Origin of the sequence: Dictyoglomus sp. (genome assembly GCF_049968615.1) — a bacterium.
GTDB lineage: Bacteria > Dictyoglomota > Dictyoglomia > Dictyoglomales > Dictyoglomaceae > Dictyoglomus > Dictyoglomus turgidum.
On record NZ_JBMFQK010000001.1, the window covers coordinates 334,378 to 350,796 of the forward strand.

Below are 16,419 nucleotides of genomic sequence, written 5' to 3' on the forward strand. Positions count from 1 at the left end.
ATGAAAAAGTATGAAGCTTACTTAGATATAGAGACTACAGGATTAAGTCCTATATATTCAGATATTACTGTAATTGGAATATATCTTGAAAATAAAGAAGAATCAATCCTTATTCAACTTATTGGGAAAGAAATAACTTCTTATAATCTCTTGTACATCATAGAAAAAGTACACACTATATATACCTATAATGGGTCAAGATTTGACTTGCCTTTTATTCATTCAAAACTTGGAATAGACTTAGAAAAGCATGTTCTCCATGAAGATCTCATGTATCGTTGTTGGGAGAGAGGATTGTATGGTGGATTAAAAAAAGTCGAAGAAAAATTAGGAATTGAAAGAAAACTGAAAGAAGTTAATGGAAGGATAGCAGTAATACTTTGGTATAGATATACAAAACATAATGACTACAATGCCTTAAATTTACTATTAGAATATAACAGGGAAGATGTTATGAATTTGAAGACTTTAAGAGAAAAATTATATGGATTCTAATTAAAGCCAGCATTGATAATCTTCAGCAAAACTATCAGAAAATAGAGAAAAAGAGAGGGCTCTACATCCTATACAATCCTCCATGGCACATAGAAAACATTTTCCTTTCAATTTATCCTTAGTAAAATTAGCCCTAAAATCTAAAATTTTTGGGTATATTTTAGAAAAACTTTCCTGACTTAAATTACCCAAAACTAAAGGAAACCTCCTACAAGGATAAACGTCTCCATTAGGCATAACTGCACAAGATTCACCTAAATTGCAAAGAGCTCCTAAGATTCTATTCTCTTCAAAATCAATATAAAAAGCCTTATAAGGAAGCAGATCTTCTACAGTAAGATCAGCCCAAGTAGCTACCCTATCCACTACCTGGTACCAATCCTTTGAATTTAATACCATATCTTTGATTTTTGACCCTTCTCCAAGAGGTATAAACCTCTCCAAGATAAATCCCTTTGCACCTAAATTCTGAGATAATCTATACATATCATCTAACTCTCTATAATTGTATTTTGCAAGAGTAAACATTAAAAGAAAATTATAATTAGTATTTTTAAGATTACCAATAACCCTTTTAAAAATCCCCCTACCCCTTATCAAATCATTAGTCTCTTCCCTTGCTCCTTCCAGAGAAACCTTTAAGTATTTTAATCTTTCATAACGCCCTTTGAGCACAATATCGGGCATTATTATGCCATTAGTTATAATATTTATCTCGTCTATAATATCTATTTCGTCTAATGCTTTTAAAATAGGATTAATATAGGGATAAATTAGAGGCTCACCTCCAGTAATATTTATGGAAAGTCTTTCAAACCCTTGCTCTTTTAAAAACCCTGATATATCTTGAATAATATGGATTAACCTATCATAAGTAAGCTCTCTACTTCTATCAAAAATATCTTGATAGCAGTGCTTGCATCTCAGATTACAAAAGTCCGTTATATGCCATTGAAAGGAAAACTCTTTTCCCATAAACCCTCAAGCCTTTGATATAATAACCAAAGATGGGAGGTGAAAAGATGGCAGAGTGTAGAGTAGAAAAGAACCTAAAAAATTGCAATTGTACCTATGAACCTTGTCCAAGAAAGGGCATATGCTGTGAATGCTTAGCTTATCATAGAAGTCATGGAGAACTTCCTGCATGTTACTTTCCTCCTGAAGTAGAAAGAACCTATGACAGATCTATCGGAAAATTTGTCTCTCTTTACAAATAGGGAGGACAATTAATCCTCCCTTTCTCCTTTTGGATCTATATGTACCGTAACTTGTGAGTTTTCAATCTTTGACTTAATCTCATCTTGTACTTTTAGAGCTAAATCATGAGCTTCTTTCACAGTTAAATTATTGTCTACCTCTATATGAAGAGTAATATACTTCTCGTTCTGATAATCATGTACTGATAAGTCATGATAATTTAAAACCCCAGGGGTATTCACTATGATATCATCAATCTTTTTTACAAGGTCGCCACTCGGCGCCTCACCAATCAAAAAACTAGTAGCACTTTTTAAAAGATCAACTCCTACCCAGGCAATTAATAAGGATACAAGAACTCCTAAAATACCATCAAGCCTATAAAAACCTAATTTACTTCCCAAAAGTCCTATTGTCACAAGAAGGGTTGCAATAGCATCACTTCTATGATGCCATGCATCAGCAATTAAAGGACTAGCATCAAATCTCTTTCCTAAATAGATAGAAAACCTTGCCATCCATTCTTTAAAAATAGCAGAAATTATCAATAAAACAAAAACTCCTAAATTAAATTCAACCTTGTGAGGATTCATCAATCTTTCAAAGGAAGATCTAACGAGATCATAAGCAACAATTAATAATAAAAGTGCAATTATAAGAGTAGCTATCTGTTCTATCCTACCATGCCCATAGGGATGTTCTTTATCGGCTGGTTTACTTCCTAATTTAAAACCAAGAATTACAACTACTGAGGTAAATACGTCCGACAGAGAGTGAAAAGCATCAGCAATTAGAGAAATGCTTCCTAAGGAAAGACCAGCAAAGTATTTAAATAAAAATAAAGTAAGATTTCCTACTATACTTACCCAACCTTCCAAATATCCAGCATATTTTTTACTATATTCTTTTTTAGTCAAAATTTTATTTGACAACCACTCACTAAAATTCATGGCTCACCTTTTATCAAACAAAAGCTTCCCGTTAAAAAAACAGGAAGCTTTCTTATCTTTATATACGAGGCATATTATATTACTTTAATTAAATTATGTCAAAGGCTCTAAAATTTAAAACTTCTTGATGTGTCAATCATAGCTCTTATATTTTCGCCAGGGGTTCCAGGAGATACACCACCCCCAGCAGAAAGAAGTAATCCCTTCTTCATTCCATAATCCATTAGTATCTTTTCTACAACTCTTTTCACATCCTCTTTGCTCCCATTAACAAGAACATCCAAGGGAGGTACATTTCCCATTAAGCACATCTTTCCTTGGGTTAAATTATAAACATCTTTTATATTTTGGAGATGAGTAAAGTTAAATATGTTGATACCAAGTTCTGGTAAATATTTGTAATAAACATTGTTATTAGTATCATTATGATAAATCTTTACTGGATAATCAAAGCTTGAAAATATCTTTTTAAGATAAGGATGTGCAAACTCAAGATAATCTTCCTCCGAGAAAAAGCCTACAATATCATCAAGTACAAGGATACCTTCCACATCATGGAGGACTTCTATTTGAGCAGTAAGAAAATCAATTACCAAATTTGTTGCAATTTCAATAAGTCTCTTTGCTTCCTCAGGATATAACTTCACCGAGACTAAGAACTCGGTAACTCCCATTAAATGAGAGGAAATAGCAAGAGGACCTCTTGCAGCAACGATTTTTATCTTTTCTCCCATCCCTTTTACCTTAGGCTCAATATATTTATAGTACTCAAGAACAATAGGCATAAATCCATCAGTCTTAGGATTTGGAGTTTTTAACCTAGCAATAAAAGTAGGAAGATCGTCAGCAGAACTTAATATAGGTTCTATATTAGGAGTAGCATTAGGCTTAAAGACAATTTTAGCTCCAAAAGCAGAAGGTTCTTGAGCCATTCCAAACTCGACCCAGAAATCGGGAATAAAAATAACTTCAGGAAATCTCCTTTTGATCTCTTTGTAGGCTTCAAGCCATACATCAGGAATAAAATAAAATTGCATGTGAGGAATTCCTAAATATCCAGGAATCCAAGGACTATCCACAATAAGAGCAATAGGAATCTCCTCAGGCTCTTTCATATTTACACAATCCAACAAAATCTGCCACTCTTTATCTTTCATGTTTTTTCCTCCTCCTTTTAAGGATATATTTTTCTACCTTTTTCATCTGGTATTCCCGTTCTCCTAAAGAAATACGTATTTATAACATCTCTCCATTCTTTCGCATGCTCTATCTGTATATCCAACCTATTTAAAACCCTTTCATATATCTTATCCTCAATCTCGCCCTTTAACTCAATCCATTTTTTTCTAATCTCCTCTGCCTCCTCTACCCCTTCAAAATGCAAATCGTAATAAGTCTGAATTAGAGTTTTTCCCGACTTTAATTTGTAATTGTAAGGTACCCTATGAAAGAACAATAACAATTCTTCAGGACACGTCTCTATATTATCGTAAATTTCTCTCCAAGGAGAGTGATACTGAAGAGTATAGCCTGTACCTCTTGAAGATCTATCCACTCCTATCGCCTCGTAATTTGCTCTATGATAAGTACCCCATTTAGAATATTCGTACCCTTCTGGGTTAGGTCCATAATGATGACCTGGATTTACCATCCATCCCAATCCTAAAGGAGTAGTATATTTCTCATAAGCCTTATGAGAGCTTAATAACATATAAGAAATATTTTTAATTACCTTCTCATTATCTCCGAAAGTCAATTCTATCCATCTTTTTACAACTTCTTCTATCCTCTCATCAGGATTCCAGCTAAGAGCTCCAAAGGTATATAAATTAGCCTGAGCCAAATCATGTCCTGTCCAATTGATATCATCCCCCACATTAGATACCCCCGCCATACCGTTATTTTTCAAATCAAAAACATTTCCCTTTAATATCTCCTTTACCTTAGATCCCTCCCCTTTTGCATAAGTATCAAAATCAAGAACTTCTTTCCACAAAGTACCCAGATAACATAAATGTATTTGCTGTCCTGTATACTCTTGAGTTATTTGTAGCTCCAATATCTGATTTGTATGTTCTAATCCTCCGAAGAGAGGATTAACAGGCTCCCTAACCTGAAAGTCCATAGGACCATATTTTATCTGCACTATAACATTTTCACTAAATTTACCATCAAGAGGCTTAAAGTTCTCATAAGCAGCCTTTGCCCTATCCGTATTAGTATCTCTCCAATCTTGTAAACAATTGTAAACAAAAGCTCTCCATATTACAAATCCTCCATAAGACTCTAAGGCTTCTCCCAACATATTAGCCCCATCAGCATGAGTCCTGCCATACATATGAGGTCCTGGATTAAACTCAGAATCTGCTTTTACCAAAAAGCCTCCAAAATCTGGAACATACTCATATATTTCGTCTACTTTTGCCTTCCACCAAACTGCTACCCTTTTATCAAGAGGATCAGCAGTATTTAAACCACCAAGATATATGGGAGAGGCAAAGTTTATAGAGAGGTAAATTTTAATCCCATAAGCTGAAAAAATTTTAGAAAGCTCTCCTATTTTTTTTAAATAAGAAGGTGTTATAAGCTCTACTTCCTTTTTCTTTACATTTACATTATTAATCACTACCCCATTAACTCCTATAGAGGATAGCAATCTTGCATAATCCTTAGTTCTTTCATTAATAAGTATCTTATTCTCCCTAAAAAATATAGATTTCCCTGCATATCCTCTTTCTATACTCCCATCTAAATTATCCCAATGATTTAACATTCTAAACCTTAGAGAGGGATTGCTTACAATGTCTATATTTTCTATATCTTCTCCCCGTTTTAACCTTTCAATCAAATTAAATATCCCATAAACAATACCATTATAGCTTTTTGCTGTAATTATCAAAACCTTGTTTCCATCAATGTCTATTCTCTTTATTATAAAACCCTCATCATTTAACAATTTTTCAAATCTTTCACTCTCTTTGAAAATTTTCTTAATTTCTATTAACCTCCCAATTAACACATAATTTCGGCCTTTTACAAGAGTATTTTTAAAAATTTTAGGTTTAATATTTAAAGAGAAGGTGAGAAAATTTTTTAATTCTTTCAAGGGTAAATTTAATTCATTGCCTCCTAAGACTACAACATTTTCAAACACTTTAATATACTTGTTTTTATACTTACTAAGAGCTGTATACTCTAACCAACACATATTATAAGGTTTAACTTCAGCCATATATTTAAGATCCTCCTTTACGCCAAAAATGTGAAAACCCCTGGGATATTTTTCCCAGGGGTTTTTCTTACTGTATCAATTCAAGATTTCCAAACCTTCTTGTATCTCTCCAATTATCTCCCACTGGATTTCGCATTCAATTGTATATCCTGTTTCTTTTTCTCTTATCGTATAATTCTTTAACATGGGAGCAAAATTACTTTCTATTTTTCCATTTCTATAGAACTTAAAATATACATCATCACTTTGAAGATATGGGGATTTTGCATTGTTTTGGTCCACAAACACAGTTAAACAATCTGTATCATCTTTTCTTCCATCAAATACCTCTGCAAAAACAAATATCTTACTCATATACCATATAGGTTTAACCACAGCTACATCTCTTTCTCCATCATTTATAATTACTGGTATAGCAGATTTATAGCTTTTATCTTCTATCCCATCCACCACAGCCTGTCCACTTGCCATCTTAGCAATTTGAATAAGAGGAGGCAAAACATTAGGAGACACCAAAGCCCAATAAGCCAATTTTGCCTGATAATCTTTGTCAAACAATAGAGGATAATTGAATCTTCCCCTCTGATTTAACCAAGAATAATCGTCTTTTAATCCCCAAAAGGTTACATTAGTCACTACGTTTTTATATTTTTTAAGCATATCGAATAACTTTCTATACCTATACCCTTGTCTTACAGCCACATCTCTTGGCAGAGTTTTATACTCTTCTCCAGCCTGGGTATAGACACTCATATCAAGCTCTGTAATATGAATTTCTATTCCTGGAATAGTACTAAACAGTTTTATGGTATTTTCTATCTCCTCAATCTCTGGCCAAGAGATATTTATGTGACATTGTAATCCAACCCCATGAATCGGAACACCTTTTTCTTTAAGAGATTTCACGAGTTTATATATAAATTCCCTCTTAGCAGGAATCTCAGTATTATAATCATTATAGAAAAGCTTTGCATTTGGATCTGCTTCATGAGCCCATATGAAGGCTTTCTCTATATATTCGGGACCTAATATTTCAAACCACTTACTTCTTCTAAAACCATCAGGTTGAGCTTCATCTATAGCTTCATTTACCACATCCCAAGCATAAACCCTTCCCTTGTATCTTCCCACCACTGTTTTAATATGATTTTCCAATCTCTTTAAGAGTAATTCCTTAGAAGCAGGTTTTCCGTCTTTATCTACGAAGAACCAATTAGGAGTCTGACTATGCCATACAAGAGTGTGTCCTCTCACTACCAAACCATTTTCTTCGGCAAACTTTACATAAGCATCTGCTTTACTAAAATCAAACTCTCCTTCCCTTGGTTGAAGAGATTCTGGCTTCATTTCGTTTTCCGAAGTAATGCTATTAAAATGTTTAACCACCATTTTAGCCTCAACAGGATTTATCAAAACTTTAAAAGGAATAGCAACTCCAATTTTAAAATACCCTTTGAACATCTCAGCTAAGGATGGGATTTCCCATTCTGGTTGACCCAAAACTAAGGTCCTATCGGTTACCTTAACATCATCCACATAGAATTCTAAATTGGTATTAGGAGATTCCACATAAAGTATTAACTCTTCAATCTTTACATTGAGTGGAACATTGTAGGATCCTGAAAGCTCAACCCAAGTCTTATCTGGAATACTCTTTTGCCAGACTATGGTTTCATATCTTGTTTTCTCATCTATGTCAAATTTCCTCTGCATTGTAAGAGTTATTTTTTGAGTTTCACCAGAACTTTGATACACCCAAACTGATATATCATAGCTCTTACCCGTTTCTAAAATTTTTGAAAGATTTATTTGAGCACCATGCCAACTTCTTGTTCTTCCCGTTACAAAAAGAGAGTACTTTCCAGTTTTGGCTACATTATCCCTAACTAAGATTTTTACCCCATCTCCTCTTGCTTCCCAATTTTCCACAGTACCACTTTCAAAAGTTGAGTTAACCACAGATCCTGGGGAAGAAACTTTATTAGGACCCAATACTTGTATCTTATCCACATAAAAATCAAATCCAGATTCATTAGGAGATACAATCATTAAATCTAATGCCTCTAAATAAACAGAATAATTAAACTTAAAATTTCCTTTTATCTCCTTCCATACCTTAGGCATTGCTATGGTTTCCCCAATAAGTTCAAATCTTTCACCTACAATATCTTTAATACGAGCAACAATTTGAAAAGGCTGAGGTTTATCAGAAGTATGGTATACAAAAGCACTTACTAAATAATTCATCTCAGGTAATAAATTATAAGTCAAGCTTACCCTACATCCGTCCCAAGAAGAGAGTCTATTATGTACCTTTAATGCATATTTCCCATCTAAGACTACATCTTCTACAATACTTAGTTTTACCCTCTCACTGGTCCCCAGGAATCCCTCTTCTGAACCATTTTCAAAACTAAAATATAAAGTAAGATCTTCAGAGCCAATGGTTATAGAGAGGATTAGTAGGAATGTAATCAAAAATAGAAGAGAGAATCTCTTTTTAAGCATTATTATCCTCCCATCTCTCAAAGTATTCGTTAAATATTATAAAGGATAAAAATCGTTTATACAAATGTTTTTGAAAGAAATTATCTTAAAGCCTTAATATGTTAGTTAGAAAAACAAAAAAAATAATTCTATACACTTTATTAAAAAAGTAGTAAAATAATAACAAAAAAGATGTAGAGGTGATAAAAATATGCCTTTGAAAGTGACAAAAATAGATGAATATATAACAGCAATTCAAACTCCTGACTATCCTTTTACCTCAAATAGTTATCTTATTACTTTAAAAAACAAAGAAGAAAAGATAAACATTTTAGTAGATCCCATCCCTCAGGAATTTTTTAAAGATTTAGTCCTAAGTTTAAAAGACCTTATAGGAGGGGTAGAAAATATAGATATCATATTTCTGAATCACCAGGATCCTGATTTGTCATCCTCGGTGGCACCCCTTATGGATATGAGCAAAAATACTATCCTCATCACTTCTGAAGATACATGGCGACTTGTAAGATTTTATGGATTAAACAGAGAAAGATTTCAACCTATAGAGTATTTCCCCAATAGAAGAGTGATTTTAAAAACCGATGATACGTTAGAATTTATACATACACCTTTTTGCCACTTTAGAGGAGCATGGATGCTATATATTCCCGAGAGAAAAGCGCTTTTCTCAGGAGACTTATTAGGAGGTTTATCAAGTAGAGAAGTAAATGGAATATATGCTAACGAAGATTCATGGGAAGGCATAAAATTATTCCACGAGATATATATGCCCTCTAAGGAAGCTTTAAAACTTGCCATTGATAAGATAGGTAGGTTAACTCCCCTTCCTGAACTTATTCTTCCTCAACATGGAGATATAATAAGAAAAAATCTGATACTTGATTTTCTATCAAGGCTCAATGATCTCGACGTAGGCTTGGACTATATCAAAAAATACGAATCACAACACCAGATATACTTATTCGCTTTCAATGAAATCTTACAAAATCTCAAAAACAGTTATCAAAATAGAGATAAATTAATGCAAAAATTAAAAGAACTAAACTCTTCTCCTTTCTTCCCAGAACTTATCCATTTTGAAAATGGAGTTGCAACAGAATTTAGAATACAACCAGAATCAGCCCTTGAACTTCTTTTTGAAAAATTTAAAGAAGATGCTACCCTTGAAGAGAAAGAGAACTTAAGGATTGATATAATAAAGACCTTAAGGAAGTATAATCTTGATATTCCTGAAGGAATTCTTACAGAAAAACAAAAGACTACAGAAAACCCATTAAGAAGATTATTCAAAATCTTTCAGAGGTGAAACACCATGCCTATCTATGAATATAGGTGTGAAAACTGTGGAGAGAAATTTGAAAAATTAGTAATGGGAGAAGAAGAAATCACATGTCCCAAATGTGGCAGTAAGAAGATTATAAAATTGTTATCCCTATTTGCAACTCAAGGACTTTCTTCAGGACCATCGTGTTCCTCTTGTTCTGGAGGAAGTTGCAGTTCCTGTAGGTAATTTTTAAAAAGGGAGAGCTCAAAAGCTCTCCCTTAGAACTTAATAAGTTCATACTCCTTTGTTCCGAGTCCTATTTCTTCGGCATATTTTATTTGCCAACTCCAGTCTATATCAGGATGCACCGCCCTTAATTTGTCCTCTCCAGGATTAAATCCAGATTTTAAAGCAGTGTCTCTCAACCCGATTTGCTTATTTATAAGATCAGAAGAGGCCTGATCTATAGCCACAATATCCCAGCCACCTAAAATTCCCACATCAGGTACTAAATTTGCATCATGCCACCCTGCACAATCGCAATCAGGAGAAACATCCATGACAAAATTGATAAAAGCATATTTAGGTTCCTTTTGTTTCAATATGCCGTAAGTAAACTCAACCATCTTTTCTTGCAGACCAATAGCAGATTCGTTCCATAAAATCTTTATTGCAGAGGTAGGACACACCACTGCACATTCTCCACAACCTATACAAAGCTCAGGCCTTGTTAACTTCGATTTTTTATCCACCATCTCTAAAGCTCCCGTAGGACAATGATCAACACACCTTCTACAACCTATACATAGATTGGGATTAGGGTTTGGCTTAAATTGAGCATGTTGCATTTGCTTTCCAGATCTGGGAGCACATCCCATTCCCACATTCTTAATAGCTCCCCCTAATCCTGCTGACATATGTCCCTTAACATGGGTTAACACTAAAAGAAAATCAGCATCATATATAGCTCCTGCTACTTTAATTTTTTTAAAATGTTTCAAATTAACTTCAACTTCTTTATAATAATCTCCATTTATACCATCAGCTATGATCAACGGGGCACCAACTGATGAATATCCAAAACCATTATAGATAGCAGACTCCAAATGATCCACAGCATTTGCACGTCCACCTTTATATAAAGTATTAGCATCAGTTAAAAAGGGTTTACCTCCAAGTTCTCTCACCGCTTCTACAGCTTGTCGTATAAAGACAGGTCTTATAAAGGCATGATTGCCGGGATCTCCAAAAGTAAGTTTAATTACTACAAGAGCTCCCTTTTCTATTCTTCCCTCAAGCAACTTTTTTGTAAGTCTTTTTATCTTGCAGACTCATTTTCATTTGTAGCTCTCATGGATATAAAGTATAAGGGTGCCTTCATTACTCTAAACCTCCTAATTTACACAGATTTTAAAGCTTCCGCAAATAGTGAGGGGATATCGTCTCCTATTCCAATAAAGTGTATTTCTTTAAAGACTCCAGGATTTTCTTTAACAAATTCCACTACCTTATTAACAATTACTCTGGTCCCAAGCTCAGGAGGGAATCCAAAAATCCCACAACTTACTGCAGGAATACTCAGAGATTTAATATTTTTCTCTTTAGCAAGGTTAAGAACACTTTCAATAGCCCTTTCCAATTTTTTTTCTTCATCACCCTCTCCCCATTGAGGTCCTACAGTATGAATCACATATTTAGCTTTTAATTTCCCAGCAGAAGTTATGGTAGCACTACCTACAGGTAATGGTCCATATCTCTTAACATACTCATCACTTTCTTTCTGGATTATTTCTCCTCCTGCTCTTACAATAGCTCCTGCCACTCCTCCTCCATGCTTTAAATAGGAATTTGCTGCATTCACAATAGCTTCAACCTCTTCTTGGGTAATATCTCCCTTAACAACCTTCAACTTAACACCGCTAATCTCTTTTTCGAATAAAAAGTCCATGCCCTTTCACCTCCTTAAAATTCCTTTAAGTAAATTATATCAACAAAAAAAGGGCATGGACCTAGGAATCAACTAAGTATAAAGATAACACTTTACTAATCTATCATCTACTTCCACATCGGGCACTGGATTTTTGCATTTTTCCATCCTATATGGACATCTACTTATAAATTTACAGCCTTTCATCTGGTACTCTTCCTCTTCCAAAGTAAGGATCTTTATATCCTTCGTCCACTTCTTCTTGGGATCTGGCTCTGGAATAGACTCTTTAAGAAGCATTGTATATGGATGTTTTGGATCCATCAATACTTTTTCTACAGAACCTATTTCTACGATCTCTCCTCTGAACATTATAGCTATTCTATCACTTACGTAATAAGCGGTAGCAAGATCATGAGTTATATATAGTACACTTACTCCTCTCTTTTCTTTTAAATCTTTGAATAAATTTACTATAGACATTCTAAGCGATGCGTCTACCATGGATACAGGCTCGTCAGCAACAAGTAAAGTTGGATTTGTAAGCAAAGATCTTGCTATGGAGATCCTCTGTAGTTGTCCTCCTGAAAATTCACTGGGGTACTTATCTTTTACCTCATTCCACGTTAATCCCACAAGATTCAATGCAGATTCTATAACTTCTTCAGGCCTTTCGCTTATACCAAAATTTTTAACTGTTTCCATTAAATAATTACTGACTCTTCGCAAAGGATTGAAGGTTTCAAAAGGGTTTTGGAATACCGCTTGCACTTCTTTTCTTAAAAGATCTTTTGCCCTATCTTTTTGTAATTCTGAGATATCTTTACCTTTGTATAATATCTTCCCACTGGTAGGTTCTAAAAATCCAAGTATTATCTTTGCTACAGTTGTTTTTCCGCTTCCACTTTCACCAGCTAATGTGAATATCTCGGAATTTCCTATCTCAAAATTTACATTGTTTACAGCTCTAATTCTTACCCTTGAAAAAATACTTCCAATAGTGAACACCTTATTTAAATTCTCAACCCTCAAAAGTATTTCTTGTTTCATAACTATTCCCTCTCCTTTGAATATAAGAAGCAAGCAACTCTATGATTTGTATCTATATCAACAAGCCTAGGAACAAACTCTCTACACTCTTCCGTAGCATAACTACACCTTGGATGAAATCTACATCCTTTAGGTGGATTTAAGAGGGAGGGCGGGGCACCTGGCGCACTAATTTTATAGGACTTGTCACCTATTTTGGGCAAGGGATCCAAAGAGGCTCAAGCATTAACTGTTGGATTCCTCTATCGGGAGTTATCCAAGAAGAGGTCCAAGAGTTAAAATTATCAGGTGCTACAATCCTACCTGTCAAGATATTTGCAATCAATGTCTCATTTCTTGGTACATTAGGAGCAAGCTGAGAAAAACCTACCTGCGATAAGATTAAAAATATTAATAATAAAGAGAAAAATACAAACTTCCTCATAAAACAACCCCCTCTTCTATCAAGAATCTGAACCTTAAAAACTCACAAACTTAAAACTAGAAGATCTCCACCTCCTTTAAGGAAAACTATCATACAATCGTTTTAATAATATTATAACTAAATTTAAAAGTGTGTCAATTAAAATAAAAAGTTTAGCTATGAAATTAAATTAAATAGGTTTGACAATGAAAATAAGAAGGAAGTATAATTTATAAAATTTTTTGGTTATTTTGGATATTTAGGGGAGGTGAACTATATGAGTACCCAAAGTTTAAAGTTTAAGATGTATCTTGGAGACATGTTATTTGAGTCCCTATTTAAGTATGTAGCAAAGGACTACAAGAAAAGAATTCCTAAACTTTTGAATTTAGTAAAGAGATTTAGCCCTGACGAAGGGACAGATAAAATTATAAGCACCATAGAAGAATATTTACAGAAAGATCCTGCTGTCCAAAGGTTGATACACAGAGTTTTTACAGATTATGATCCTAATTATGCTTCAAGGATATTTGCTAATGTTATACTGAACGTAGGTTTCTTTTGGATATACTTCAATAATGAAAATCAAAAAAAAGATATACCAACTCCATATACCATTTTAATAAGCCCGACTATGAGATGTAATTTACAATGCATAGGATGTTACGCAGGAAACTATACCAAAAATGACGATCTTCCCCCAGAAACTGTAGAAAGAATAATAAAAGAAGGAGAAGAAATTGGCACTTATTTTTATACTGTTCTTGGAGGAGAGCCCTTTGTATATCCTGGACTTTTGGATATAGTCAATAGACATCCAAGATCTGTATTTCAGATATTTACAAACGCCACCTTGCTGGATGAAAATAAGATAGAAAGATTTTGGAAGAGCAAGAATGTAGTACCTGTCTTATCTTTAGAAGGAGGAAAAGAAGAGACAGATTATAGAAGAGGATTAGGGGTGTATGAAAAAGTAGTAAATGCTATGGATCTCTTGAAAAAAGCCGGAATTCCTTTTGGGTATTCTATAACCCTTACAAGGAATAACTTTGAGGCTGTAACAAAGCCTGAATTTTATCAATGGCTCGCCAATAAGGGTGCCTTCTTTGGCTGGACATTTCTTTACATGCCTGTTGGAAAAGACGACGATCCATCATTAATGCCTACTCCAGAGCAAAGAGCAGAGTATGGAAAATTCATAAGAAAGATAAGAGGACATCTTCCCATATTTCCTATGGATTTCTGGAATGACGCCCCATACGTAGGTGGATGTATAGCAGGTGGAAGAAGATACTTACATATTAACCATAAAGGAGAGGTTGAACCCTGTATATTTGCCCATTTTGCAGTAGATAATATAAAGGAAAAATCTCTTGTAGAAGTACTTAATTCGGAATTCTTTAAAGAAATAAGAAAAAGACAACCATTCCATGAAAATCTCCTTCTTCCTTGCATGATTATAGACTCTCCTTGGATCTTGAGAGAAATTGTTCAAAAAACTGGTGCTCACCCAACCCATCCTGGAGCTGATGATATAATTACAAAGTTTGCTCCTATAATTGACGAGTATGCAAAGGGAGTGAGAAAAGCTCTAAATCCCATATGGGTTGAAGAATTTCATGGAGATCTCCCCGAGGAAGAAAAAGAGAAAGTAGGAGTTGAGTAATTATGAGCCTTACTGAAAGAAGAAGACAATTTCTACAAGCATTAGAGAACTTATATAAAAAAAATAAAAGACCTATACATTATGCAGAAATTGCAAAAGAACTTTCAGTAAGTCCTGCAACAGCCTATGATATAATGCAAGCTCTTTACAAAAACGGATATGTAGAAGCGGTATACCTTGAAAATTCTGTGAATAACAAACGAGGAAGGGGAAAAATATTTTTTAAACCTAAAGAAGAGAAAGAAGATATAAATACCTCTATAACAAGTATTCAAGAATTAAATAAATATCCTATCTCAATTGCTATTATTCTTTCTCTTATATTAACCATATTAAAAGAGGCTAAGTTCTCTAAAGAATTAAAGTCCATAATTAGCCTAATTTTAGGCGTGTTCCAATCTAATTTAGAATTAGTGCTTATCTTACTTCCTGTTTTAATGGTAGGATATGCAGGCAAAAAAATCTACGAAATTATTCCTAAGAACAAAATAAAAGCATATTTCGAAGACTACATAAAATCTCTTAATCAATTGGCAGTGGAGGAAAGAAAATTACTACTTAATTTCATTTTGAATGTTCTTGATATTTAAATACCTTCTCTTTCTTGGGGAGGAATGGATATTTTTATGCCCTAAATTTTGGAAAAGCTTTCTCCATTCCTCCCTAAGAGGTTCTAATTTGAGAAAATCTCTCTTCATCCGTGGTGGTTTACTTAATATCTCCTTATAGACTTCTACCATCATATCTGCCACATTATCAGCACTATATTCTTTTGCAAGCCTTAAGGCTCGCTTTTGATATTCTTCTCTAAAGGATATGTCTTGATGAAGTTTTAAAATATAGTTTTTAAATTCTTCATCATTCTTTGCAGGTATGTACCAGTCCTTATAAGGCTCTCTATATTCAGGATTATCTCTGAGAAGAAGTGGAAGCCCGCAGGATGCAGCTTCTAAAACTGCCATTGGAAAATTTTCTTGATATGATGGGAAGAAAAAGATGTCTGCAGCATTTAAATAAATTGGCATTTCTTCATAAGGTACAAGACCTGTAAAGATAACATTAGGAGGTGCCTTCTTAATTTTCTCATTCATTTCTATATATCCCGCAGTAAGAACTGAGAAGGGTTGTCCTCCTACCCAAACAAATTTAATAAAAGGTAAAATTTTTGCAATTTCTAAGAAAGTATCAACTCCTTTTCTTGGTTGAATTTGTCCAGAGCAAATCACAACAAAATCTTTATTGGAAAGTCCAAGTTTTTTCCTACCCTCTATTCTTAGTTCCTGACTTTTATAAAATCTTTCCAAATTAACAGGATTTGGTATAAAAACTATAGGGGCTTTTACCCCTATCTCTTCCAATTCTTCCTTCACCTTGGGTGAAACTGCAATTACCATATCCGCTAAGTTATAATACCTTATTAAATATGAGGTAAAAAGAGGAAGCCATAAATTTGAAAGAATAAAACTTCCTAAAACGGACTCTGGAACCACATGAGCACTAATTACTAATCTCTTTCCTGTAAAAAGTCCTTTACTTATAGCATAGGGACCTGGTGTATGAAGATGAGCAATATCAAATAACCCATTGGCATTAAGATAAACTTCCACATCACTTCTCTTTTTCAGAGCTTCTGTTAGTACTAAAGTTGCGGTATAAACTCCCTGTCCTTTTACCTCCCATGCTTGAGCCTCAGAGACAATATTAACAGTTATCTTCTCCCTCATAGT

At 34.1% G+C, this 16,419-nt stretch carries 17 protein-coding genes; 6 read left to right on the plus strand and 11 right to left on the minus strand.

Annotation, left to right across the window (positions count from 1 at the left end; translation table 11 throughout):
- Positions 1–495 (plus strand): ribonuclease H-like domain-containing protein, encoded by a 495-nt coding sequence (locus tag ACP5QL_RS01715; RefSeq protein WP_012584056.1) that lies wholly within the window; start codon positions 1–3, stop codon positions 493–495.
- Here the strand turns inward: ACP5QL_RS01715 and ACP5QL_RS01720 are convergent, their stop codons facing one another.
- The gene (locus ACP5QL_RS01720) at positions 496–1,470 is read right to left on the minus strand and encodes a radical SAM protein (RefSeq protein WP_012584057.1); all 975 of its coding nucleotides are present in this window, start codon (positions 1,468–1,470) and stop codon (positions 496–498) included.
- Positions 1,471–1,517: 47 nt separating this feature from the next.
- Between ACP5QL_RS01720 and ACP5QL_RS01725 the strand changes: the two genes are divergently transcribed.
- The gene (locus ACP5QL_RS01725) at positions 1,518–1,712 is read left to right on the plus strand and encodes a DUF6485 family protein (protein ID WP_012584058.1); all 195 of its coding nucleotides are present in this window, start codon (positions 1,518–1,520) and stop codon (positions 1,710–1,712) included.
- A gap of 9 nt (positions 1,713–1,721) precedes the next feature.
- Here the strand turns inward: ACP5QL_RS01725 and ACP5QL_RS01730 are convergent, their stop codons facing one another.
- The 4 genes from ACP5QL_RS01730 to ACP5QL_RS01745 form a co-directional block, all read right to left on the minus strand.
- Positions 1,722–2,642 carry a cation diffusion facilitator family transporter gene (locus tag ACP5QL_RS01730; protein WP_272996443.1) on the minus strand — a complete coding sequence of 307 codons (921 nt, stop codon included), beginning with the start codon at positions 2,640–2,642 and terminating at the stop codon, positions 1,722–1,724.
- A 107-nt stretch (positions 2,643–2,749) separates the two neighbouring features.
- On the minus strand, positions 2,750–3,799 hold the full coding sequence (locus ACP5QL_RS01735; protein ID WP_012584060.1) for a uroporphyrinogen decarboxylase family protein: 1,050 nt from the start codon (positions 3,797–3,799) through the stop codon (positions 2,750–2,752).
- Positions 3,800–3,816: 17 nt separating this feature from the next.
- Complete coding sequence (locus tag ACP5QL_RS01740; protein WP_428125068.1) at positions 3,817–5,874, minus strand: alpha-glucuronidase family glycosyl hydrolase; 2,058 nt, start codon at positions 5,872–5,874, stop codon at positions 3,817–3,819.
- A gap of 75 nt (positions 5,875–5,949) precedes the next feature.
- Positions 5,950–8,382 (minus strand): endo-1,4-beta-xylanase, encoded by a 2,433-nt coding sequence (locus tag ACP5QL_RS01745; RefSeq protein ID WP_428125071.1) that lies wholly within the window; start codon positions 8,380–8,382, stop codon positions 5,950–5,952.
- A gap of 190 nt (positions 8,383–8,572) precedes the next feature.
- Here ACP5QL_RS01745 and ACP5QL_RS01750 point away from each other — a divergent pair, with 190 nt between their 5' ends.
- Both ACP5QL_RS01750 and ACP5QL_RS01755 read left to right on the plus strand, forming a co-directional pair.
- Positions 8,573–9,688 (plus strand): MBL fold metallo-hydrolase, encoded by a 1,116-nt coding sequence (locus ACP5QL_RS01750; RefSeq protein WP_273333821.1) that lies wholly within the window; start codon positions 8,573–8,575, stop codon positions 9,686–9,688.
- A 6-nt stretch (positions 9,689–9,694) separates the two neighbouring features.
- Positions 9,695–9,892: an FmdB family zinc ribbon protein gene (locus tag ACP5QL_RS01755; RefSeq protein ID WP_164931033.1), complete on the plus strand. Its 198-nt coding sequence runs from the start codon at positions 9,695–9,697 to the stop codon at positions 9,890–9,892.
- A 32-nt stretch (positions 9,893–9,924) separates the two neighbouring features.
- On the opposite strand, the gene ACP5QL_RS01760 is transcribed toward ACP5QL_RS01755, so the two are convergent.
- From ACP5QL_RS01760 to ACP5QL_RS01780, 5 genes are all read right to left on the minus strand, one after another.
- On the minus strand, positions 9,925–10,947 hold the full coding sequence (locus ACP5QL_RS01760; protein ID WP_428125074.1) for a DUF362 domain-containing protein: 1,023 nt from the start codon (positions 10,945–10,947) through the stop codon (positions 9,925–9,927).
- A gap of 98 nt (positions 10,948–11,045) precedes the next feature.
- The gene (locus ACP5QL_RS01765) at positions 11,046–11,594 is read right to left on the minus strand and encodes a macro domain-containing protein (protein WP_012584065.1); all 549 of its coding nucleotides are present in this window, start codon (positions 11,592–11,594) and stop codon (positions 11,046–11,048) included.
- A gap of 72 nt (positions 11,595–11,666) precedes the next feature.
- Positions 11,667–12,623: an ABC transporter ATP-binding protein gene (locus tag ACP5QL_RS01770; protein WP_012584066.1), complete on the minus strand. Its 957-nt coding sequence runs from the start codon at positions 12,621–12,623 to the stop codon at positions 11,667–11,669.
- A 2-nt stretch (positions 12,624–12,625) separates the two neighbouring features.
- Complete coding sequence (locus ACP5QL_RS01775) at positions 12,626–12,835, minus strand: oligopeptide/dipeptide ABC transporter ATP-binding protein (RefSeq protein WP_428125077.1); 210 nt, start codon at positions 12,833–12,835, stop codon at positions 12,626–12,628.
- Positions 12,814–13,047: a hypothetical protein gene (locus ACP5QL_RS01780; protein ID WP_272996407.1), complete on the minus strand. Its 234-nt coding sequence runs from the start codon at positions 13,045–13,047 to the stop codon at positions 12,814–12,816. Before ACP5QL_RS01780 ends, ACP5QL_RS01775 begins: the two co-directional genes overlap by 22 nt.
- Before the next feature lie 256 nt (positions 13,048–13,303).
- On the opposite strand from ACP5QL_RS01780, the gene ACP5QL_RS01785 reads away from it, so the two are divergent.
- Together ACP5QL_RS01785 and ACP5QL_RS01790 are read left to right on the plus strand one after the other, a co-directional pair.
- Entirely contained in the window at positions 13,304–14,692 is a 1,389-nt protein-coding gene (locus ACP5QL_RS01785; RefSeq protein ID WP_272996405.1) for a radical SAM protein, read from the plus strand.
- A gap of 2 nt (positions 14,693–14,694) precedes the next feature.
- Positions 14,695–15,282: an Rrf2 family transcriptional regulator gene (locus tag ACP5QL_RS01790; RefSeq protein ID WP_012584073.1), complete on the plus strand. Its 588-nt coding sequence runs from the start codon at positions 14,695–14,697 to the stop codon at positions 15,280–15,282.
- Here the strand turns inward: ACP5QL_RS01790 and ACP5QL_RS01795 are convergent.
- Entirely contained in the window at positions 15,247–16,416 is a 1,170-nt protein-coding gene (locus ACP5QL_RS01795; RefSeq protein ID WP_012584074.1) for a glycosyltransferase, read from the minus strand. The two genes, ACP5QL_RS01790 and ACP5QL_RS01795, sit on opposite strands and share 36 nt — an antisense overlap.
- Positions 16,417–16,419 lie beyond the last annotated feature (3 nt).